Annotated in this window: 19 protein-coding genes; 17 read left to right on the forward strand and 2 right to left on the reverse strand. The window is 43.4% G+C overall.

Annotation, left to right across the window (positions count from 1 at the left end):
* The gene (leuB, locus tag ACGF49_RS17795; RefSeq protein ID WP_262977857.1) at positions 1–1092 is read right to left on the reverse strand and encodes a 3-isopropylmalate dehydrogenase; all 1092 of its coding nucleotides are present in this window, start codon (positions 1090–1092) and stop codon (positions 1–3) included.
* A 2-nt stretch (positions 1093–1094) separates the two neighbouring features.
* Complete coding sequence (gene leuA / locus ACGF49_RS17800; RefSeq protein ID WP_112895372.1) at positions 1095–2657, reverse strand: 2-isopropylmalate synthase; 1563 nt, start codon at positions 2655–2657, stop codon at positions 1095–1097.
* A 957-nt stretch (positions 2658–3614) separates the two neighbouring features.
* Here leuA and leuO point away from each other — a divergent pair.
* The 17 genes from leuO to murG all read left to right on the forward strand — a co-directional run bounded on the left by leuO (position 3615) and on the right by murG (position 23043).
* A complete protein-coding gene (leuO, locus tag ACGF49_RS17805) occupies positions 3615–4559 on the forward strand; it encodes a transcriptional regulator LeuO (protein ID WP_113043357.1) in 945 nt (314 codons plus the stop codon).
* Between the two features lie 237 nt (positions 4560–4796).
* A complete protein-coding gene (locus ACGF49_RS17810) occupies positions 4797–6596 on the forward strand; it encodes an AMP-dependent synthetase/ligase (protein WP_387492134.1) in 1800 nt (599 codons plus the stop codon).
* A 26-nt stretch (positions 6597–6622) separates the two neighbouring features.
* Positions 6623–6796 (forward strand): hypothetical protein, encoded by a 174-nt coding sequence (locus ACGF49_RS17815; protein ID WP_158536584.1) that lies wholly within the window; start codon positions 6623–6625, stop codon positions 6794–6796.
* An 80-nt stretch (positions 6797–6876) separates the two neighbouring features.
* Positions 6877–7443, forward strand: a complete 567-nt coding sequence (locus ACGF49_RS17820; RefSeq protein WP_228899507.1) for an alpha/beta hydrolase — start codon at positions 6877–6879, stop codon at positions 7441–7443.
* Between the two features lie 670 nt (positions 7444–8113).
* Positions 8114–9841: an acetolactate synthase 3 large subunit gene (gene ilvI, locus ACGF49_RS17825; protein ID WP_113043354.1), complete on the forward strand. Its 1728-nt coding sequence runs from the start codon at positions 8114–8116 to the stop codon at positions 9839–9841.
* A 2-nt stretch (positions 9842–9843) separates the two neighbouring features.
* A complete protein-coding gene (gene ilvN, locus ACGF49_RS17830) occupies positions 9844–10335 on the forward strand; it encodes an acetolactate synthase small subunit (RefSeq protein ID WP_167405300.1) in 492 nt (163 codons plus the stop codon).
* Between the two features lie 87 nt (positions 10336–10422).
* Complete coding sequence (gene cra / locus ACGF49_RS17835) at positions 10423–11430, forward strand: catabolite repressor/activator (RefSeq protein ID WP_113043353.1); 1008 nt, start codon at positions 10423–10425, stop codon at positions 11428–11430.
* Positions 11431–12026: 596 nt separating this feature from the next.
* The gene (gene mraZ, locus ACGF49_RS17840; protein ID WP_011147826.1) at positions 12027–12485 is read left to right on the forward strand and encodes a division/cell wall cluster transcriptional repressor MraZ; all 459 of its coding nucleotides are present in this window, start codon (positions 12027–12029) and stop codon (positions 12483–12485) included.
* Between the two features lie 2 nt (positions 12486–12487).
* Positions 12488–13432: a 16S rRNA (cytosine(1402)-N(4))-methyltransferase RsmH gene (gene rsmH / locus ACGF49_RS17845; RefSeq protein ID WP_113043352.1), complete on the forward strand. Its 945-nt coding sequence runs from the start codon at positions 12488–12490 to the stop codon at positions 13430–13432.
* Positions 13429–13749, forward strand: coding sequence for a cell division protein FtsL (gene ftsL / locus ACGF49_RS17850; RefSeq protein WP_041380284.1), 321 nt, complete (start codon positions 13429–13431; stop codon positions 13747–13749). The genes rsmH and ftsL overlap by 4 nt, the downstream gene beginning before the upstream one ends.
* Before the next feature lie 28 nt (positions 13750–13777).
* Positions 13778–15547 (forward strand): peptidoglycan glycosyltransferase FtsI, encoded by a 1770-nt coding sequence (locus tag ACGF49_RS17855; RefSeq protein ID WP_113043351.1) that lies wholly within the window; start codon positions 13778–13780, stop codon positions 15545–15547.
* Entirely contained in the window at positions 15534–17021 is a 1488-nt protein-coding gene (gene murE, locus ACGF49_RS17860; protein WP_113043350.1) for a UDP-N-acetylmuramoyl-L-alanyl-D-glutamate--2,6-diaminopimelate ligase, read from the forward strand. The genes ACGF49_RS17855 and murE overlap by 14 nt, the downstream gene beginning before the upstream one ends.
* Positions 17018–18397 (forward strand): UDP-N-acetylmuramoyl-tripeptide--D-alanyl-D-alanine ligase, encoded by a 1380-nt coding sequence (gene murF / locus ACGF49_RS17865; RefSeq protein ID WP_113043349.1) that lies wholly within the window; start codon positions 17018–17020, stop codon positions 18395–18397. Before murE ends, murF begins: the two co-directional genes overlap by 4 nt.
* A complete protein-coding gene (mraY, locus tag ACGF49_RS17870) occupies positions 18391–19473 on the forward strand; it encodes a phospho-N-acetylmuramoyl-pentapeptide-transferase (RefSeq protein ID WP_011147820.1) in 1083 nt (360 codons plus the stop codon). The genes murF and mraY overlap by 7 nt, the downstream gene beginning before the upstream one ends.
* A 2-nt stretch (positions 19474–19475) precedes the next feature.
* Complete coding sequence (gene murD / locus ACGF49_RS17875; protein WP_113043348.1) at positions 19476–20786, forward strand: UDP-N-acetylmuramoyl-L-alanine--D-glutamate ligase; 1311 nt, start codon at positions 19476–19478, stop codon at positions 20784–20786.
* Positions 20786–21979 (forward strand): cell division protein FtsW, encoded by a 1194-nt coding sequence (gene ftsW, locus ACGF49_RS17880; RefSeq protein WP_113043347.1) that lies wholly within the window; start codon positions 20786–20788, stop codon positions 21977–21979. Before murD ends, ftsW begins: the two co-directional genes overlap by 1 nt.
* Positions 21976–23043: an undecaprenyldiphospho-muramoylpentapeptide beta-N-acetylglucosaminyltransferase gene (gene murG / locus ACGF49_RS17885; protein ID WP_113043346.1), complete on the forward strand. Its 1068-nt coding sequence runs from the start codon at positions 21976–21978 to the stop codon at positions 23041–23043. Before ftsW ends, murG begins: the two co-directional genes overlap by 4 nt.
* Positions 23044–23088: the final 45 nt, after the last annotated feature.

Raw genomic sequence — 23088 nt, forward strand, 5'->3', positions numbered from 1 at the left:
TTAAACACCCTCGGCTATATAACGGGCGATAGCGCTGCCCATTTCATCAGTGCTAATTGCTTTACCGTTTCCGGCTAAATCTGTTGTGCGATGGCCCTGTTCCAGTACGTAGTTAACCGCTTGTTCAATCGCATTAGCGGCGTCATTGTGACCTAAGCTATAGCGCAACAGTAAAGCGGCAGACAGGATCTGGGCTATCGGGTTAGCAATACCTTTTCCGGCAATATCTGGTGCAGAACCACCAGCGGGTTCGTACAGGCCAAAACCTTTTTCATTCAGGCTAGCAGAAGGTAACATCCCCATTGAACCGGTAATCATGGCGCACTCATCAGATAAGATATCGCCGAAAATATTGGAGCACAGCATCACATCAAACTGAGACGGATCTTTAATTAACTGCATGGTGGCGTTATCAATATACATGTGATTGATTTCTACATCTGGATACGCTTTTGCAATCTCAGTAACAACTTCTCGCCACAATACGGAACTCTGCAACACATTTGCTTTATCAATAGATGTGACTTTATTACCGCGTTTGCGAGCGGATTCGAAGGCGATGCGGGCAATACGCTCGATTTCAAAACGGTGATAAACCTCAGTATCAAATGCTCGTTCATATTTACCTTGGCCTTCACGTCCTTTGGGTTGACCAAAATAGATACCGCCGGTTAATTCACGGACACATAAAATATCAAAGCCTTTGGCGGCAATATCATGGCGTAAAGGACAAAATACCTCTAATCCAGCATATAAGCGGGCAGGGCGTAAGTTGCTGAATAGTTTGAAATGCTTGCGCAATGGCAACAGTGCGCCACGCTCAGGTTGTTCTGCTGGTGGTAAATGTTCCCATTTAGGCCCTCCCACGGAGCCGAACAATATGGCATCAGCCTGTTCGCAACCTGCTACGGTTTTTGCCGGTAGTGAACAGCCGTGGTGATCAATAGCAATCCCACCCACATCATATTCGCTGGTGGTGATACGGATATTGAAACGCTTACGGATTGCGTCCAATATCTTATAGGCTTGTGCCATAACTTCAGGGCCAATACCATCACCGGGTAAAACTGCAATATGATAATTGTTCGACATGTTTACACCATTTCCTTTGTATTTTGCTGTATACGTTGTTTCTCTTTCTTAACTTGCTCTGTACGCCAAACGCAGTTCAGAGCATGAATCATTGCCTTGGCAGAAGATTCAACAATATCTGTTTCCAATCCCATGCCGTGGAAGCGACGCCCAAAGCATTCGACAACGATATTTACCTGACCCAGTGCATTTTTTCCTTGGCCTTTACCTGATAACTGATAAGAAACCAGTTCAACTGGGTATTCAGTTATTCGACTGATTGCCTGATAGACAGCATCTACCGGTCCATTACCTGTGGCAGCTTCTGATTTCACCTCTTTACCGCACACTAAACGTACAGCAGCTGTTGTCATCACATTGGAGCCAGATTGGATATTAAAGTTGTCCAGATGGAAAAATTCAGGTTCTTGTTGTTGCAAATTGATGAACGCTAAGGCTTCCAAATCATAGTCAAATACCTGGCCTTTTTTATCTGCCAGACGTAAAAAGGCTTCGTATAAGCTATCCAGATCGTAATCTTTATCCTGATATCCCATCTCTTCCATACGGTGTTTCACTGCGGCGCGACCAGAACGGGAAGTCAGGTTCAATTGAATTTCTTTCAGGCCGATGGACTCTGGTGTCATAATTTCGTAAGTTTCACGATTTTTCAGTACCCCGTCTTGATGAATCCCGGATGAGTGGGAAAATGCATTGCTACCAACAATTGCTTTATTCGCGGGGATTGGCATATTGCATAATTGGCTGACCAACTGACTGGTGCGGTAAATTTCCTGATGGTTGATATTAGTATAAACACCTAACATTTGCTGACGGACTTTAATCGCCATAATGACTTCTTCCAGTGAACAGTTACCGGCACGTTCACCCAGACCGTTTATCGTCCCCTCTATCTGACGAGCTCCGGATTGTACTGCTGTGATAGAGTTGGCGACAGACATCCCCAAATCATCGTGGCAATGGACGGATATTATCGCTTTATTAATATTAGGAACGCGTTCGATCAAGTTAGTGATGATGCCGCCAAATTGATATGGCGTGGTGTAACCGACAGTATCTGGGATATTGATCGTCGTTGCGCCTGCTTTGATAGCGTTTTCAACGATCCGACACAGATTATCAATAGGTGTACGGCCCGCATCTTCACAGGAGAATTCGACATCATCAGTGTAACGACGTGCCCGTTTGATTGATTGAGTTGCCATTTCCATGACATTTTCGAATGTTTTTTTCAGCTTGGATTCAATATGTAAATCGGAAGTGGCTAAAAAGACGTGGATACGAAAAGCGTCTGCAACTTTTAATGCTTCTGCGGCCACATCAATGTCTTTTTCTACACAACGGGCTAAGGCGCAAACACGGCTATTTTTTATCTGCTTAGCGATCGTCTGTACAGATTCAAAATCACCAGGAGAGGAAACTGGAAAACCGACTTCCATGATATCAACACCCATTTTCTCCAAGGCCAAGGCAATCTGGAGTTTTTCGTTCACACATAAGCTGGCCTGTAATGCTTGTTCTCCATCACGTAACGTGGTGTCGAAGATAATAACTTGCTGGTTCATATGTACGTTCCTCTCATGGTTGTTTTTTGCGCCCAGCAGGTAAAAAAAAACCGCGCTTGGCGCGGGTTCTTGTTAATGTCTGGTTTGGACCAACTCTGTTTTAAATCAACTCTGTTTTCTGTCCACCAGCATACCGCGCATATCAGATACGATGAGTAGTAGGTTTAGTAGACAAATTGAGTGAATCATATCGATCCAACCTTTCAGTAGTATTAATGAGTGTTTGTGATTCGTATGCTTTTATTGATACGTTATCTTAAAAGTGATGTCAAGAATTCATTTAGGCATATGATCCTTGGTTTTACTTTTCTCATAGTGGTAAATTGAAGTGTTGATCTGTTTATATTTAAAAAGCTTTTATTTTATCCTTTTTTGTTCTGGTTTGACTTTAATGATAAGCTCAGATTTATATAAAAAATAGCGCATTATACTGATTAATTAAAATGAAGTATTTTTTGTGTGATGAGCTGGAAGTCGATTTGTATTTTTCCGAAAAACATCATTTGTCATTGGAAAAATAGATACAAATAGGACGTTATGTTATATATCTTTGAAAAAATAATTCTATAATATAATAACTCTGATAAAATTGTTTAATAATAATAAGTCAGTAATTTTATTGTAAATTGTGTAATTCTTTGATTTATCGTCATATACAAAATATCAGGGTGAATAAATTGTTAACATAATTGTACTTTTTTGTGAATGAATAATGAGCACTACATTGTCTACTAATTGAAATTATATATTTTTAACATTAATAAGGGGATGCGCTGGTTAGCTATGCGTATTCAGATTTGTACAAGGACGAGTCTTAATTATTTGTTATCGAAATGATTAAGACAATTGATCTCGTTAATAGTTAGAGTCATCGTAATATCTGAGTAATAAATGAAGGTATTTCCGATGTTTTGTTATTAGCTGGGATCATCTGCATCAGTTTAGTGGAGTTAAACAATGGCTGAATACACCTCAGTAACTGCAACCAAAAAAGATCCAAATGAAATTCATTTACGTAATGTGGATCTCAATCTTCTGACTGTTTTTGATGCAGTTATGCAAATGCAGAATGTAACACGTGCGGCACAGATATTAGGAATGTCACAACCGGCTGTCAGTAATGCGGTTTCTCGTTTGAAGCTAATGTTCAATGATGAATTATTTGTGCGTTATGGGCGTGGAATACAACCGACGGCAAGAGCTCATCAATTATTTGGTCCCGTCCGTCAGGCATTACAACTGGTATATAACGAGTTACCTGGGGTTGGTTTTGAACCTGATAATAGTGATAGGGTTTTTAGTCTTTCAATTTGTAGCCCTCTAGATATTAGACTGGCTGCAAAAATAGTTGAACAGGTGAAACAAAATACACCCAATCTGGGTGTGACGATTAGATCATATCTACATGATAATATTGAACATCAGCTCAGGTATCAGGAAACTGAGTTTGTCATTAGCTATACGCAGCTAGAACGTATGGATTTTCATCATTACCCGTTATTCAATGATGAGTTGGTTTTGGCTGTTTCTAATCATCATCCAAGAATTGAAAATAGTATTAGTGAGCAGCAATTGTATGAGGAACATCATGCCGTTGTATCATTGGATAATATCTGTTCATTCAGCGTTCCCTATTATGATGGAGGTGAACGTTTGCGTTCGGTGGTTTATCAGGGGACCGATTTGAATAGTGTGTTGCATATTGTCTCTCAAACCTATTTGGTTGCGATTGCACCAAAATGGTTAGTTGAGCACTATAACGAACAATTAGCAATAAGAGCGGTTTCATTACCGTGGGAGAAAGTAAGTCGTCCGTGTTATTTGATTTGGCATGAATCTACAACGAAAGATAAAGGGCATCAATGGATGAAATCGTTGTTGAGTCAACTTAGTAGCAGATAATTAACTTGAAAACTCACTACTGGATAAGGGTGGTGAGTTTTTTTATTTTATCACAAATTTTTCAACTTTTGATAAATAGACTTTTCCTGTTGTTCAGGAATCGGTAGACTGCAAGGAAATAGCTAACACCTGTAAGCTGAAAAGCGAATAAGTGATGCGAAAAGGTATTATCAGAGAATTAAATTACTGTTTTTTCTCCGATAAGAAAAAAGTTTTTCGAACAGGAAAAAGATTGTGATAACTAAAAATTTACATCCTTATCACTTGATAAACCGGTTGCAACAACAAATCAAACAACACCCAGAGAAAATTGCTTTTCGCCAATGGTCTCCGGCTGAACAACTCGAACTAAACTGGAATGATATTGGCAAAAAGACCAATGCTATTAGCCGGGCGTTGTTGGAGATTGGTGTTGATGTACAAGAAAAAATTGGCCTCTTTGCACATAACAGCATGGCGTGGTCATTGGCAGATATCGCTGTATTACAACTTCGGGCGGTCACTGTCCCTCTATATGCAACCAGTAGTCAAGAACAGGCTAGTTTCATACTTAATGATGCTGGTGTGCGTATTTTGTTTGTTGGCGGGCAGCCGCAGTATGATGTTGCTATTACTTTGACAGAACGTTGCCCTCAGTTAAGTCACATTATTGTCTTAGATGAATCAGTCGATTTGCGGGATTGTTCATTAGCTCAGCATTTATCTGATTTCATGGCGGATAATAAATTACAACATCAATCTGCGTTGGAAACCCGTATTGCTAACCACAATCTGGATGATCTTTTTACACTTATTTATACGTCTGGTACCACGGGTGAGCCTAAAGGCGTCATGCTTGATTACCGCAATTTAGCCTATCAGTTGTATTCACATGATCATATCTTGACATTAACTGATCAGGACGTTTCTTTGAGTTTTCTGCCGTTATCCCATGTCTTTGAACGCGCATGGAGTTTCTATGTCATGCATGTAGGAGCACAAAATGTTTATCTGACCGACACTAATTTTGTTCGTCAAGCTATGGCGGATATCCGCCCGACAGTGATGTGTGCAGTGCCGAGATTTTACGAAAAAATTTATAGTGCGGTTTTTGAAAAGGTTTCTAGGGCTCCTTGGCATCGAAGAAAACTTTTTAATTGGGCGATTAAATGTGGTGAGCGTCAGTTTTTACGTAATTTGCAAAGTAAAAAAAGCTGCCTTTGGTCAACAGTAATGCATCGACTGGCTGATAAATTGGTGTTGAGTAAATTGCGAAATGTATTGGGGGGCAGAGTTCGGTTTTTACCTGCGGCTGGCGCACGTCTGGACGAAACGATTATCTTGTTCTTTCTCGCTGTTGGGATAAATATCAAATATGGCTATGGTATGACAGAGACTTGTGCCACGGTTTCCTGTTGGGAAGAGCAAGGTTATATATTTGGTTCTATTGGTAAACCCTTGCCTGGCATTGACGTCCGTATCGGTGGAGAAGATGAGATACAAGTGCGTGGCCCAATTGTGATGAAAGGCTATTTCAATAATCAGCAAGAAACCACCAAGGCATTTACTCAAGACGGTTGGTTGCGTACAGGTGATGCTGGTAAGTTGGATGAAAATGGTAATTTGTTCATTACTGAACGTCTGAAAGATTTGATGAAAACATCGAATGGGAAATATATTGCTCCTCAAATGATTGAAAGCACGCTAGGGCAAGATCGTTTTATTGAGCATGTGGCTGTTATTGCTGATGCCCGTAAATTTGTATCCGCTCTTATCGTGCCTTGTTATGAAGCATTGGAAGAGTATGCAAGGTCAATTAATCTCAAATATCATGACCGGGTTGAATTACTACGCCATAGTCAGATTATCGAAATGTTTGAGCAACGCTTGAAAGAGGTGCAGAAAAACTTTGCTCACTTCGATCAGGTAAAGCGTTTCATATTACTGCCAAAACCATTTTCAATGGAAACGGGTGAATTAACTCCAACACTGAAATTGAGGAGGAAAATTATTATGCAGCGTTACTATAAAGAGATTGAATCTATGTATCAAGATTGATTTTCGGGATTTTATACAAAGAGTTAGTGTTACCAGTTATTCAGGGAAAGTATGAGGGATATTGTAGTAATATCCCGCTTTGGGTTTTTTCTGAAAATACCCAGATTTCAAGATGCATCGCGACGGCAAGGGAGCGAATCTCCGGGAGCATAGATAACGATGTGACTGGGGTGAGTGCAGCTAACAAAGAGGCAACTTGAAAGATGACGGGTATATATGGATAAGATAATTTAAAGTCTGTATAGTAAATAAAATACACTTTGTATAATTAGGTGAATTGATGAATTTCAATAATGTCGTTATTGTTCATGGTCTTTCAGCAACCCCTGATCACCATTGGTTTCCTTGGCTTAAAGATCAGTATGAAAAGTTAAATATTAATGTTATTGTGCCGGAAATGCCTGAATCTCATGCTCCTTTTCCCCATTTATGGCAAGAAAAATTGCAGGAGAGCATTTCCAGTCCTAACGAAAGAACACTTTTTTTTGGACATAGTTTGGGTTGTATTGCTACACTCCGTTATATCTCATCTTTACCTGATAATGTAAATATTGGGGGAGTTGTACTAATTTCAGGATTTTATGAAAAACTATCAACCTTACCTGAATTAAGTACATTTACTGAAGAGGAGCTGGATTTTAGCTCGCTCAGACAGAAAATAAACCAACGGATAGCAATATTATCGCTTAATGATGAGATTGTATCGCCACAGTTTACATTAAATTTAAGTCAGCAGCTCCGGACTGAATTATATGGTTTCTCCGATGGTGGGCACTTTTTAGATCGCGACGGCTTTACTGTTTTTCCTCAGCTAGAAAAGATATTAAAAGATAATTCAATGTTGTAAATAAATGTCTTGTTGTTTTGTAGATATGCCAAGTTTACTTATATTCATAACTTGGCTATTTAAATCAATATAATTTCCTCCTATTTTAAATCATCATTTAACTGATTGTTATATTTAGTTATTTAATTTTGAAAATGAATATTTATATATCCAGGTAAGTATTGAATATATGGAATTAGTTTTCTAGAAAAAATAAAGGATTTTATCGTGTTCTCTAATTAAAATGGGGTAAATGGGTTTTACCTGAATGAATTATTCACAATAGTTATTCAGAAACGAGGAAATGACGGTCAAATTATTTGAGGCATTTGTCTGCATTTCCTTTGTCAGCTTCATACTTCGGTGACTTAAACGATTTTGAAAACTGCTTTTTAGTTTTTTATCGTATATATACTGGATAATACCTATACGTTGTCGTTCTTTTTAGGTATAGCCAATCATATTCTACTTATCTTTAGCTTCTTGATAGTAAGATAACGCTTGCAGGAGACATTTGGAATTGTCAGAAAGTTGCTATTCTGCCTTTACTCACATTGCTAACACCCGTTTCTAGCGTTATGTTAATTAACTCAGCATCAATATATCGCTGAGAGGCCATTCGTCTTACTAAAATAAAAGTGGAAGGAACTTCCGATTTATTAACTTGCAAACAGAGCCTGGAGGAAAACCTATGGAGATGTTATCAGGAGCTGAAATGGTCGTCCGATCGTTAATTGATCAGGGCGTTAAGCATATATTCGGTTATCCGGGGGGGGCAGTACTGGATATTTACGATGCCCTGCATACGGTTGGGGGCATTGAGCATATCCTGGTACGTCATGAGCAGGGGGCAGTTCATATGGCTGATGGTTATGCTCGTTCTACCGGGAAGGTTGGTGTGGTATTGATCACCTCCGGTCCAGGAGCAACTAATGCCATTACCGGTATTGCCACAGCTTATATGGATTCAATTCCAATGGTTGTATTGTCCGGTCAAGTCGCCAGTTCGTTGATTGGTAATGATGCATTCCAGGAATGTGACATGGTAGGGATATCCCGCCCGATCGTAAAACACAGTTTTTTAGTGAAAAAAGCAGAGGATATTCCGAAGGTACTGAAAAAAGCCTTCTATCTAGCTTCCAGTGGTCGTCCGGGACCCGTCGTTATTGATTTACCGAAAGATACGGTAAATCCGGCAGTAAAATTACCCTATATTTATCCTGATCAGATAAGTATGCGTTCTTATAATCCAACGATTCAAGGACACAAAGGGCAGATTAAGCGAGCATTAAGCAAATTATTGAATGCGAAAAAACCCGTCATATATGTAGGCGGAGGGGTGATTAACGCAGATTGTTCAGCAGAATTACTGGTATTGGCAGAAAAATTCAATATCCCTGTTGTGAGCTCCTTGATGGGATTAGGCAGTTTCCCTGCAACTCATCTGCAAAGCCTGGGCATGCTCGGTATGCATGGTACATTCGAAGCTAACAAAGCAATCCATAATTCAGATGTCATTTTTGCTGTCGGTGTACGTTTTGATGATCGTACAACCAATAATCTGGAAAAATATTGCCCGGAAGCAACGGTATTACATATTGATATTGATCCAACATCAATTTCGAAGACGGTTTCCGCAGATGTACCTATTGTCGGTGATGCTAAACAGGTGCTTAGGCAAATGCTGGCGTTGCTGGAGACAGTAGAAGATACACAAGATCCCGATGCGCTAAAAGATTGGTGGTTATCTATTCAGCAATGGCGTAGCCGTAAATGTCTCAGTTTTGATCGCAGTGGTGAAAAAATTAAACCACAAGCGGCTATCGAGGTTCTCTATCGTCTGACGAAGGGTGAAGCTTACGTCACTTCAGATGTTGGGCAGCATCAGATGTTTGTTGCATTGCATTACCCATTTGATAAACCAAGGCGTTGGATCAGTTCCGGTGGTTTGGGAACGATGGGATTTGGTTTACCGGCTGCTTTGGGCGTTAAATTGGTGAAACCGGAAGCGACGGTAGTCTGTGTTACGGGGGATGGCAGTATTCAGATGAATATTCAGGAGTTGTCTACCGCGTTGCAATATGGGTTGCCGGTACTGGTTCTGAACTTGAATAATCGTTTCTTGGGGATGATAAGACAATGGCAAGATATGATTTATGCCGGTCGTCACTCTCAATCTTATATGGAATCCTTGCCTGATTTTGTCAAATTGGCTGAGGCTTACGGTCATGTTGGCATTTCTATTCAACGTTATGATGAATTGGAAAGTAAATTGGCCGAAGCCTTGAAAGAGGTGACTGAAAATCAGCGGCTGGTATTTGTTGATATCACTGTGGATGAAACTGAACATGTATATCCTATGCAGATCCGTGGAGGAGCAATGGATGAGATGTGGTTAAGCAAAACGGAGAGAACCTGATTATGCGCCGGATTTTATCTGTATTACTTGAAAACGAATCAGGGGCTTTGTCCCGGGTTGTTGGTCTGTTTTCCCAACGTGGCTACAACATTGAAAGTTTAACTGTCGCCCCAACTGATGATCCGACATTATCGCGGATGACAATTCAGACTAAGGGCGATGCAAGGGTACTTGAACAGATTGAAAAACAGTTGCACAAGTTGGTGGATGTGTTACGAGTCAGCGAGTTGGCACCGGGTTCTCATGTAGAGCGTGAGATTATGCTAGTCAAATTGCAGGCCAGTGGATATGGACGTGAAGAGATCAAACGCAGTACTGACATCTTCCGTGGGCAGATCGTTGATGTGACTTCGACCTTATATACCGTACAGTTGGTGGGAACCAGCGATAAATTGGATGCCTTTCTCGATGCTGTTCGGGATGTTGCTGAAATTGTTGAAGTTGCTCGTTCGGGTATTGTCGGTGTCTCTCGTGGGGATAAAATTATGCGATGAAAAATCGCAAACTGCGGGGCTATGTGCATACATTTATCAGGCTCTGCGATAAAGTAGGGCCTTTTTGGGGTCTATGAAGGAGTTAATGTGAAACTGGATGAAATCGCCCGCCTTGCAGGTGTTTCACGCACAACGGCCAGTTATGTAATTAATGGTAAAGCCAAGCAATACCGTGTCAGTGATAAAACGGTAGAAAAAGTGATGGCAGTGGTCAGAGAGCATAATTACCATCCTAATGCTGTGGCAGCCGGTCTCCGTGCAGGACGTACCCGTTCTATTGGTTTGGTTATTCCAGATTTAGAAAATACCAGCTATACCCGTATTGCTAATTATTTGGAACGTCAGGCTCGTCAGCGTGGCTATCAGTTATTGATAGCCTGTTCGGAAGACCAACCTGATAATGAAATGCGCTGTGTTGAACACCTGCTACAACGTCAGGTGGATGCAATTATTGTTTCTACCGCATTACCGCCGGAGCATCCTTTTTATCAACGCTGGGCAAATCGTTCTTTGCCTATTATTGCTCTCGATCGGGCACTCGAAAATGAACACTTTATCAGCGTAGTGGGTGATGATTTTGAAGATGCAAAGATGTTGGCGCAAGAATTTCGTCAATTCTCTGCTGAATCTGTGCTTTATCTCGGTGCATTACCTGAATTATCAGTCAGTTTTCTGCGTGAACAGGGGTTCCGTGAAGCATGGAAAGATGACCCTCGTAAAGTGATGTATCTTTACTCAAACAGCTATGAGCGTGATGCGGCTGCTGAAGTGTTCACCACATGGTTAGAAACTCATCCAATGCCACAAGCGTTGTTCACCACCTCTTTTGCCCTGTTACAGGGAGTCATGGATGTTACGCTAAAACACAGCGGCCGTTTACCAAATCAATTGGTTATTGCGACTTTTGGTGATCATGAATTACTGGATTTCCTTGAATGTCCAGTGCTTTCTGTAGCGCAGCGTCATCGTGAAATTGCTGAACGGGTATTGGAACTGGTGTTAGCAAGTCTGGATGAAAAGCAGAAGCCAGGGCCAGGTATCACACGGATACATCGTGACTTATGTCGGCGAGGAAGCCTGAGTCGGAAAATATGATAAAAACCCCTCATTAATTTTCTGATGGGGGGTTTTGGTTGTCAGATCTGTCTTAAAAGAGGTGTTTTAGCGCGAGCAAATAGCAATTTCGTTCATACATAAATTATTCAGTAGGAAGAAGCGCATGGAACAGCGCTTATTTGAGTTTGGGATTTGTCTATTTACTCCCGTTTTTTTACCGTCTTTTATATATTAAATTGATTTTAATAATATTTATCTTGTGGCTTTTTGTTGCTAGTTAGTTTGAGTGTTGAATGCATCGAATAGAATGATAAACATTGCTGCACGGTGGTTAAATAGTAATGAAATGTAAATTATGTAAATAAATTAATCACACAACTATTTTTTCATTATTTTGCCGTAAACATTTATTCTCCCTGTGCTTGTAAAATTATTCAGAATTATCATGGTGTTAATTATTATTGATATTGCTAAATTTAATAATTATGCCTCCCAACAGCCAAAATCCTGCCATCAAATATAGCTAAAGCGCATCGGCTCTGGCTTGACAAGGTTTTCATCCCATCCGTAAACTCCTTATTGTGGGGATTAGTGGGATAAAGTGGTAATTTTTGATCACCAGGGGCGACCTGAGGATGTTTCGTGGAGCAACGCAGATAAATCTCGATAGCAAGGGGCGGCTCACCGTACCTACCCGATACCGGGCTATGCTAAATGAGGAATCACAAGGGCAAATGGTTTGTACCATTGACCTTCATCAACCATGCTTGTTGCTTTATACATTATCTGAATGGGAGATTATTGAAGAAAAACTTTCTCGCTTATCCAGCATGAATCCGGCGGAGCGTCGGGTGCAACGTTTACTTTTAGGTCATGCCAGTGAATGCCAGATGGATAGTGCAGGACGTCTTTTGTTAGCTAATACATTGCGTCAGCATGCAGGGCTAGTCAAAGAGGTCATGCTGGTTGGTCAGTTCAACAAATTTGAACTGTGGGATGAACAGGCTTGGTATCAACAGGTTAAAGATGATATTGCAGCTGAGCAATCCACACAGGAACCTTTATCAGTACGGCTACAGGAATTATCACTATAAATATGGCAAATAGTCATTTTAAACATACCAGCGTATTGTTGGATGAAGCAGTCAACGGACTGAATATTCGTGAAAATGGCATCTATATTGATGGCACATTTGGCCGTGGAGGGCATTCACGTCTGATTTTGTCGCAATTGGGGACGGCAGGCCGCTTAATTGCCATTGATCGAGATCCTCAGGCGATTGAAGTGGCGAAAACGATTACAGATCCACGTTTTTCAATTGTACATGGGCCATTTTCTAAATTGGCTCACTATACAGAAAAAGCCGGGCTAATCGGCAAAATTGATGGTGTATTACTGGATTTAGGTGTTTCTTCGCCCCAGTTGGATGATCCGGAACGCGGTTTTTCTTTTATGCGTGATGGGCCGCTAGATATGCGGATGGACCCGACTCGCGGGCAGTCAGCAGCAGAATGGCTGATGAACGCAACAGCAGATGATATTGCTTGGGTATTGAAAACATTTGGTGAAGAGCGTTTCGCCAAACGCATTGCCAGAGCCATTGTGGCACGCAATCAGGAAGAGCCAATTACCCGAACAAAAGCGCTAGCCGATTTGATTGCTCAGGCCAGCCCGGTAAAAGAAAAACATAAGCATCCAGCAACCAGGAGTTTCCAGGCTATTAGGATTTATATCAACAGTGAGCTGGAAGAGATTGAGCAGGCGCTGGAGGGGGCATTACAAGTGCTTGCACCGCAGGGGAGACTTTCAGTGATTAGTTTCCATTCGCTGGAAGATCGTATTGTTAAACGATTTATTCGTCAGAATAGTCGAGGGCCACAAGTACCGGCAGGATTGCCACTCACAGAAGAGCAACTGAAAGCACGAGGCGGGCGTAGCTTGAAACCGATTGGCAAGATGAAACCTCCAGAGGAAGAAGTGGCTAATAACCCACGGGCTCGTAGTTCTGTTTTGCGTTTTGCTGAAAAAGTTAGTGAATAATGGCAGGTGAACGTCACGGATTAACCGGTATTATCGGCAGCGATTTGCTCAAGAATGCCAAGATACCGTTAATTCTTCTAGTTGTTGTACTGGTTTCGGCCATAGTTGTTGTAACTACTGCACATGAAACTCGCTTGTTGACGGCTGAAAGAGAGCATCTGGTGGTGGAACGTGATGCATTAGATATCGAGTGGCGCAATTTGATCCTCGAAGAAAATGCTTTGGGTGATCACAGCCGGGTTGAGAGGATAGCTGTTGAAAAAATGCATATGCAGCATGTTAACCCTGCTCAGGAAAACATTGTTGTTTCACAGTGAGTTAATTTAATTATTAAAAAGGTAAGAGATGAAAGCAGCACGCCCCGTGAAGTTAAAAAGGCAAGAAGATAAAAAAGCCAGTTTTGTTAGCTGGCGTTTTGCTTTGTTATGCGGGGGGATTGCTGTAGCTTTAATTGCCTTATTGCTGAGAGTGACTTATTTGCAGGTCATCAATCCTGATCAACTGGTTAAAGAAGGTGATTTACGTTCCCTGCGCGTGCAATCAGTCCCTACCGCTCGCGGTATGATCAGTGACCGAATGGGCCGACCTCTGGCTGTTAGCGTTCCAGTAAATGCTGTTTGGGCAGATCCGAAAGAGGTATTTGAACAAGGGGGAATTACGGGTGATACCCGCTGGAAAGCTTTATCTGATGCTATTAATTTGCCTCTTGAACAGCTTATTGACAAAGTTAGCGTTAATCCAAAAGGCCGTTTTGTTTATTTAGCGCGTCAGGTTAACCCATCAGTTGGCGATTATATTCATAAACTGAAATTACCGGGAATTTATTTGCGTCAGGAATCCCGGCGTTATTATCCGTCAGGTCAGGTAACGGCACATATTATTGGCGTGACCAACGTTGATGGTCAGGGTATTGAAGGCGTAGAAAAAAGTTTTGATCGTTGGTTGACGGGGCAACCGGGTGAGCGGACTGTACGTAAAGATCGCTTTGGCCGTGTCATCGAAGATATTTCATCTGTGGATAGTCTGGCGGCACACAATCTGGTATTGAGTATTGATGAACGTTTACAGGCGCTGGTTTATCGCGAATTAACCAATGCGGTGGCCTTTAATAAAGCAGAATCCGGTACAGCAGTATTAGTAGATGTTAATACCGGAGAAGTGCTGGCAATGGCAAACAGCCCATCTTATAACCCAAATAATCGTATCAATACGCCCAAAGAAGTAATGCGTAACCGTGCTATCACCGATATTTTAGAGCCAGGTTCCACTGTTAAGCCTATGGTGGTCATGGCTGCGCTGAATGATGGTATTGTCAAAGAAAATACCGTTATTAATACAATACCTTATAGGATTAGCGGCAAGGAAATTAGAGACGTAGGCCGTTATTCTGAATTATCTATCACTGGTATCTTACAAAAATCAAGTAACGTTGGTGTTTCTAAGCTGGCGTTAGCGATGCCTGCGACAGAGTTAGTGGATGTTTATTCTCGTTTTGGGTTGGGAAAACCGACCAATCTGGGGTTGGTCGGAGAAAGCAGTGGCTTATATCCAATAAACAGACAACGGTGGTCAGATCTTGATAGGGCTACCTTTTCTTACGGCTACGGGTTGATGGTTACGCCATTACAGTTAGCACGGGTCTATGCAACGATTGGCAGCATGGGTATCTATCGTCCCCTGTCGATTACCAAAGTTGATCCACCCGTACCAGGCACCAGAGTCTTTCCTGAGCCAATTATGCGTACGGTCGTTCATATGATGGAAAGTGTGGCTTTGCCCGGTGGCGGCGGAGTAACGGCCGCAATAAAAGGTTATCGGATTGCAATCAAAACGGGTACTGCGAAGAAAGTCGGGCCGGATGGCAAGTACATTAATCGATATATCTCTTACGCCGCAGGGGTTGCCCCTGCAAGTAACCCAAGGTTTGCTCTGGTTGTGATTATTAATGAGCCACAGGCAGGTAAGTATTACGGTGGTGCGGTTTCTGCGCCAGTATTTGGCACCATCATGGGGGGTGTTCTACGCATCATGAATGTGGAGCCAGATGCTTTGGCGGCAGGTGATAAAAACGAATTTGTGATTAATAAGAAAGAGGATACAGGTGGCAGATCGTAATCTACGCGATTTACTTGCGCCATTGGGTATTGACGCCCCAGTGCGTGCGTTACGCGAAATGACATTGGACAGCCGTAAATCGGCTGCCGGAGATCTGTTTGTTGCCATTAAAGGGCACCAGGCAGATGGTCGAGACTACATTCCTCAAGCCATCGCACAAGGGGTTGCGGCGGTTATTGCAGAAGCCCAGGGCGAGGCCAATAGCGGAACCGTACAGATTATGCACGGTGTTCCGGTTGTTTATGTGAACGATTTGAATAATAAGTTGTCACAGTTAACTGGTGAGTTTTATTGTCACCCTGGTGATAAGTTGCACTTGATTGGTGTAACCGGAACCAATGGTAAAACAACCACTACCCAATTACTTGCTCAGTGGAGTCACGGATTGGGGGAAACCAGTGCCGTGATGGGAACTGTCGGTAATGGTTTACTGGGGCATGTGGCGCCAAGTGAAAATACCACAGGCTCGGCTGTTGATATTCAACTGGATTTGCAACAACTTGTTCGGCAAGGGGCGACTTTTGCGGCAATGGAAGTCTCTTCTCATGGACTGGTTCAGGGGCGTGTAGCTGCGTTGCCGTTTGAAGCGGCAGTGTTTACCAACTTGAGCCGTGATCATCTTGATTATCATGGTGATATGGCGCACTACGAAGCAGCTAAATGGTTGCTGTTTTCCACGCATAATGTGAAACAACAAATCATTAATGCTGATGATGATATTGGATTGAAATGGTTGTCCCGTTTACCGCAAGCGGTTGCTGTGACGATGGAAAACTGTCTGCCGGAAAATTGGCAGGGGCGTTGGTTAGCGGCGCGTGAAATAAAGTATCACGATAAAGGGGTATCCATTACCTTCGAGTCCAGTTGGGGAGGCGGTACAATTGATAGTGCCCTGATGGGAGCATTTAATGTCAGCAACCTGTTGTTGGCGCTTTCCACCTTATTAGCTCTGGATTATCCGCTGGAAAAACTGCTTGCAACAGCTTCCTGCCTGGAACCTGTCTGTGGACGAATGGAAGTATTCTCGGCACCGGATAAACCCGTTGTCGTCGTTGATTATGCTCACACACCTGATGCGCTGGAGAAAGCTTTGATAGCCGCACGTTTACATTGTAAGGGTAAACTTTGGTGCGTTTTTGGTTGTGGTGGTGATCGTGATAAAGGTAAACGCCCATTGATGGGGGGCGTTGCAGAACAGTGGGCCGATTATGTGATTGTTACAGATGATAATCCGCGCAATGAAGAGCCACAGGCAATTGTTACTGACATCTTAACGGGTTTTCTTGATCCGGGAGGTGCGATAACGATTCATGGCCGTGTTGAAGCGGTAACCAACGCTATTATGCAGGCAAAAGCAGATGATGTTGTATTGATAGCGGGTAAAGGCCATGAAGATTATCAATTGGTAGGCCATCGTCGCTTGGATTACTCAGACCGGTTGACTGTTGCTCGGTTACTGGGGGTGATTGCATGATTTCCCTTACTCTGCAACAACTGGCACAAGTAACGGATGGCGTATTGAATCAGGTTACTGAGCAGCAGGCAGCAAATATTTGTATTAGTGATGTGACTACTAACAGCCGTCAGGTTGGAAATGGCAGTTTGTTTATTGCCTTGAAAGGTGAGCGTTTTGATGCTCATGATTTTTGTGCTGATGCAGCCAAAGCTGGTGCCAGTGCTTTGCTTGTCAGCCGCGTATTGGATATTAACTTTCCACAGGTAGTGGTTAAAGATACTCGTTTAGCCATGGGTAAATTAGCGAGTTGGGTTCGCCAGCGGAGTAATGCCCGTGTTGTTGCGTTGACGGGTTCGTCCGGCAAAACATCGGTAAAAGAGATGACCGCCGCGATTTTGCGCCAATGTGGTGACACGCTCTATACCGCAGGTAATCTGAATAATGATATCGGTGTGCCGCTGACATTGTTCAGGCTGACAGAACAACATGAGTTTGCTGTGGTTGAATTAGGTGCAAGTCATGTTGGTGAAATTGCCTATACCGCAAAAATGACCCTGCCAGAAACAGCGTTAATTAATAACCTGTTTGCTGCGCACTTAGCGGATTTTGGCTCTCTGGCGAGTATTGCAAAAGCTAAGGGCGAGATTTTTACCGGTCTTTCAGAGAAAGGTACGGCCATTATCAATATGGAAAGCAATGATTGGACTCACTGGCAGCAGGTTATTGGCGACAAAACAGTACAGCGTTTTTCCATGCAACAAGCATCAGGTGCTGATTTTTACGCTACAGATGTTCAGGTTAAACAACTGACTACGGATTTTTGTCTGCATACGCCTATTGGTAGCACAGAAATCAATTTGCCGTTGCCTGGAAAACACAATATCGCCAATGCGTTAGCGGCCAGTGCGTTAGCCATTTCTGTTGGCGCAACCCTGCGAGATATCCGTTTGGGCTTGTCTGAGCTGAAAGCGGTACCAGGGCGGTTGTTTCCAATCAATCTGGCAGAAGGAAAATTGCTGCTTGATGATACTTATAACGCCAATGTCGGTTCAATGACCGTTGCAGTTCAGGTGTTATCACAGATGCCGGGTTACCGAGTACTAGTTGTTGGCGATATAGGGGCATTGGGTGAACAGTCAGCAGATTACCATCGTCAGATTGGTGAAACCGCAGCTTCTAGCGGTATCGATAGTGTGTTCAGTGTGGGCGAATTAAGTATTCATGTTAGTGAAGCGAGCGGTTGTGGTCAGCATTTTGCGGATAAAGCTGCATTGATCGCAACATTAGTTCCACTATTACAACAACACAAAGTCTTTTCAGTGTTAGTTAAAGGTTCGCGTAATACCACAATGGAAGATGTTGTCCACGCATTACAGGAGAGCTTTACATGTTAGTTTGGCTGGCCGAATATTTGGTCAAATATCACTCCGGCTTTAACGTCTTTTCTTACTTGACGTTTAGGGCTATCGTCAGCCTGCTGACTGCTTTGGCTATCGCATTGTGGATGGGGCCGCGTATGATCGCCTTTCTGCAAAAATTACAAATTGGGCAGGTTGTTCGCAATGATGGGCCGGAATCTCACTTTAGCAAACGTGGTACGCCGACGATGGGTGGTTTGCTGATTTTACTTTCAATTACGATTTCTACACTGTTGTGGGTGCGCTTGAATAACCCCTATGTTTGGTGCGTGCTGATTGTGCTGATTGGTTACGGCATTGTTGGTTTCGTGGATGATTACCGCAAAGTTGTGCGCAAAGATACTAAGGGGTTGATTGCCCGTTGGAAGTATTTCTGGCAGTCCGTCCTGGCATTGGGGGTAGCGTTTGCAATGTACAGTTTCGGTAAAGATACTCCGGCAACACAATTGGTCGTGCCATTCTTTAAAGATGTGATGCCGCAACTGGGTGTGCTTTATATTCTGTTGACCTACTTTGTGATTGTCGGAACCAGTAATGCAGTGAATTTGACTGACGGATTGGATGGTTTGGCAATTATGCCAACCGTTTTTGTTGCCGCTGGTTTTGCTTTAGTGGCATGGGCGACAGGTAATGTCAATTTTGCTAACTATCTGCATATCCCTTATCTGAGCCATGCTGGTGAGCTGGTTATCGTCTGTACTGCGATTGTTGGCGCAGGACTAGGTTTCTTGTGGTTCAACACTTATCCGGCTCAGGTTTTCATGGGAGATGTGGGCTCTTTGGCATTAGGTGGTGCACTGGGGACGATTGCTGTGTTGCTACGCCAAGAGTTTCTACTGGTGATTATGGGCGGTGTATTTGTGGTGGAAACCCTGTCAGTTATTTTACAGGTGGGTTCTTTTAAACTGCGCGGGCAGCGTATTTTCCGTATGGCACCTATTCACCATCATTATGAATTGAAAGGCTGGCCAGAACCGCGTGTTATTGTGCGTTTTTGGATTATTTCTCTGATGCTAGTGCTGATTGGCTTGGCAACATTGAAGGTACGTTAATCATGGCAGATTATTTGGGTAAAAAAGTCGTCATTATCGGGTTGGGGCTGACGGGTCTCTCCTGTGTTGACTTTTTTATGGCACGAGGGGTGATCCCTCGTGTGATAGATACTCGTGCGGTACCACCCGGCAAGGATAAACTGCCCGCTGGTGTTGAGTGTCACAGTGGAAGCCTGAATGTTGGCTGGTTGATGGATACTGACTTGATTGTTGTAAGCCCAGGCGTTGCTTTGGCAACGGCGGAATTGCAGGCTGCGGCTAATGCAGGTATTGAAATTGTTGGTGATATCGAGTTGTTTTGCCGTGAAGCAACAGCCCCGATAGTCGCTATTACGGGTTCTAATGGTAAAAGTACCGTTACCAGTCTTGTCGGTGAAATGGCGAAAGCGGCTAATTGGCAGGTGGGTGTTGGCGGTAATATTGGCCTACCTGCATTAGAATTGTTGAAGAAATCTTGTCAGCTTTATGTCTTAGAGCTCTCCAGTTTCCAGTTGGAAACTACATATAGCCTGAACGCAACAGCCGCCGCTGTGCTTAATGTGACTGAGGACCATATGGATCGTTATCCTCAGGGGGTATCTCAGTACCGGGCGGCTAAACTGAGGATTTATCGTCAGGCGAAAAGATGCATTGTGAATGCTCAAGATCCCCTGACACTGCCTGAAACGGGTATGGATAGCCGTTGTGTCAGCTTTGGTGTCGATTGTGGTGACTACCAGCTTGATAGTGAAAATGCCTTTTTGAAAGTTCACAACCAATCACTGCTGGCGACAAATGAAATTAAGCTGACTGGACGACATAACTACGTCAATGGGTTGGTTGCATTGGCTTTAGCTGATGCGGTTGGTATTCCTCGTGAAGCCAGTTTGGCAACATTGACGGTTTATCCGGGACTTGACCACCGTTTCCAGCTTGTTCGTCTGAACAACGGGGTGCGTTGGATTAACGATTCTAAGGCGACCAATGTTGGCAGTACGGTGGCGGCACTTGATGGTCTGAACCTGGAGGGCTCGCTTTATTTGCTATTAGGTGGTGATGGTAAGTCGGCAGATTTTTCTCCGCTTAAACCTTTCCTGAGCGGGAATAAAGTTCAGCTTTACTGCTTTGGTAGGGATGGAAAACAGTTGGCTCAACTCCGCCCGGAAATAGCGATATTGACTGAAACTATGGAACAGGCGATACGTGATATTGCTCCGCGTCTGGTGGCTGGTGACATGGTGCTGTTATCTCCTGCTTGTGCAAGCCTTGATCAGTTCCGTAATTTTGAACAGCGTGGTCATGAGTTTACCCGCTTGGCAAAGGAGTTGGGCTGATGTCTATTCCGGGATTCAGTAGATTAAAAGACTGGGTTATTGGTGGCCGTGAAACTGATGCCACCAATATGGTGTTGTATGATCGCACACTGGTTTGGCTGACACTCGGATTAGGAATTATCGGCTTTGTTATGGTGACATCAGCATCGATGCCGGTTGGGCAGCGTCTTGCAGAAGATCCGTTTCTGTTTGCTAAGCGTGATGCGATTTATCTCTTGCTGGCTTTCGGGTTGTCATTGATTACATTGCGTATCTCGATGGATTTCTGGCAACGCTATAGCAATCTGATGCTGCTTATTTCCATTATTTTGTTGCTGGTTGTCCTGGTGGTGGGAAATTCAGTAAATGGTGCATCGCGTTGGATTGCCATTGGGCCTTTGAGAATTCAACCTGCTGAGTTATCGAAACTTTCTCTATTTTGCTATCTCGCCAGTTATTTGGTGCGCAAAGTAGAAGAAGTGCGGAATAACTTTTGGGGATTCTGTAAGCCAATGGGCGTGATGGTCGTGTTAGCAGTGTTACTTCTGGCTCAACCTGACTTGGGAACAGTGGTTGTACTGTTTGTAACAACGTTGGCAATGCTATTTCTGGCCGGGGCAAAATTATGGCAGTTTCTAGCAATTATTGGTTCAGGGGTATTCGCGGTGGTTTTGTTAATCATTGCTGAACCTTACCGTATACGCCGTGTAACTTCCTTTCTGGACCCTTGGGAAGATCCATACGGCAAAGGTTATCAATTAACGCAATCTTTGATGGCTTTTGGTCGAGGGGAGTTTTTAGGGCAAGGACTAGGAAATTCAGTACAGAAACTGGAATACCTGCCGGAAGCACATACTGACTTTATTTTCTCTGTTTTGGCAGAAGAATTAGGTTACGTAGGTGTGGTTTTGGTGTTGTTAATGATATTCTTCGTCGCTTTTCGCGCAATGACGATAGGTCGCCGCGCATTACAAATGGATCAGCGTTTTTCGGGTTTTCTGGCTTGTTCGGTGGGTATTTGGTTTAGTTTCCAAGCTCTGGTTAACGTTGGGGCCGCCGCAGGTATGTTACCGACTAAAGGTTTGACTTTACCTTTGATTAGTTACGGTGGTTCAAGTTTGCTGATTATGTCGACAGCTATCGTATTGCTATTAAGAATTGATTTTGAAACACGCTTGGCAAAAGCTCAAGCGTTTGTAAGGAGCCCCCGATGAGTGGCAAAACCCGGCGTTTGATGGTGATGGCAGGTGGAACTGGAGGACATGTCTTCCCGGGTCTGGCTGTAGCTCATCATTTAAAAGACCAGGGCTGGGACGTTCTCTGGTTGGGAACAGCGGATCGTATGGAAGCCGATTTAGTGCCAAAACATGGCATTGATATTGAATTTATTCAGATTTCTGGTCTGCGAGGTAAAGGGATCAAAGCATTGTTGGCTGCCCCGGTCCGAATTTTCAAAGCAATCCGTCAGGCAAAGGCGATTATGCGTCGCTATCAGCCAGATGTCGTGCTTGGCATGGGGGGATATGTTTCTGGTCCCGGCGGCGTTGCTGCGTGGATGTGCGGTGTTCCGGTTGTATTGCATGAACAGAATGGTATTGCCGGGCTGACAAACCGGTGGCTGGCTAAAATCGCTACGACTGTTTTACAAGCATTTCCCGGCGCATTTCCAAAAGCGCCCGTTGTTGGCAATCCTGTTCGCGAAGATGTGTTGACACTGCCTGTACCTGAACAACGTTTGGCAGGGCGTGAAGGTCCGATTCGAGTTCTGGTTGTTGGTGGCAGTCAGGGGGCGAGAATTCTTAACCAGGCAATGCCTGAAATTGCTGCCCGTATGGGTGATAAAATTACTCTTTGGCATCAGACAGGCAAAGGGGCTAAAGAGAGTGTTCAGAATGCCTATGACAATTCAGTTAAATGCGAACATAAGATTACTGAATTTATTGACGATATGGCACAAGCTTATGCTTGGGCTGATGTGGTGATTTGTCGTTCTGGCGCGTTGACGGTTAGTGAAGTGTCAGCGGCGGGATTACCTGGGATTTTTGTGCCATTTCAGCATAAAGATCGTCAGCAATACTGGAATGCGTTACCTCTAGAAAAGGTTGGCGCAGCAAGAATATTGGAGCAACCCCAATTTACGGTTGATGCAGTAATCGAATTATTAACTCAATGGCAACGGCCACAATTGCTGGAAATGGCGGTAAAAGCCCGTTCAGCAGCAATTGTTGATGCAACTGAGCGAGTATCGGCGGCATTAATCGATGCGGCAAAAAAATGATTTAGACCGCCTTAAAAGGGGCGGTGAAGCAAACATATATAGTGA

It is taken from the genome of Photorhabdus sp. RM96S, assembly GCF_042879335.1.
Lineage (GTDB): Bacteria > Pseudomonadota > Gammaproteobacteria > Enterobacterales > Enterobacteriaceae > Photorhabdus > Photorhabdus kayaii.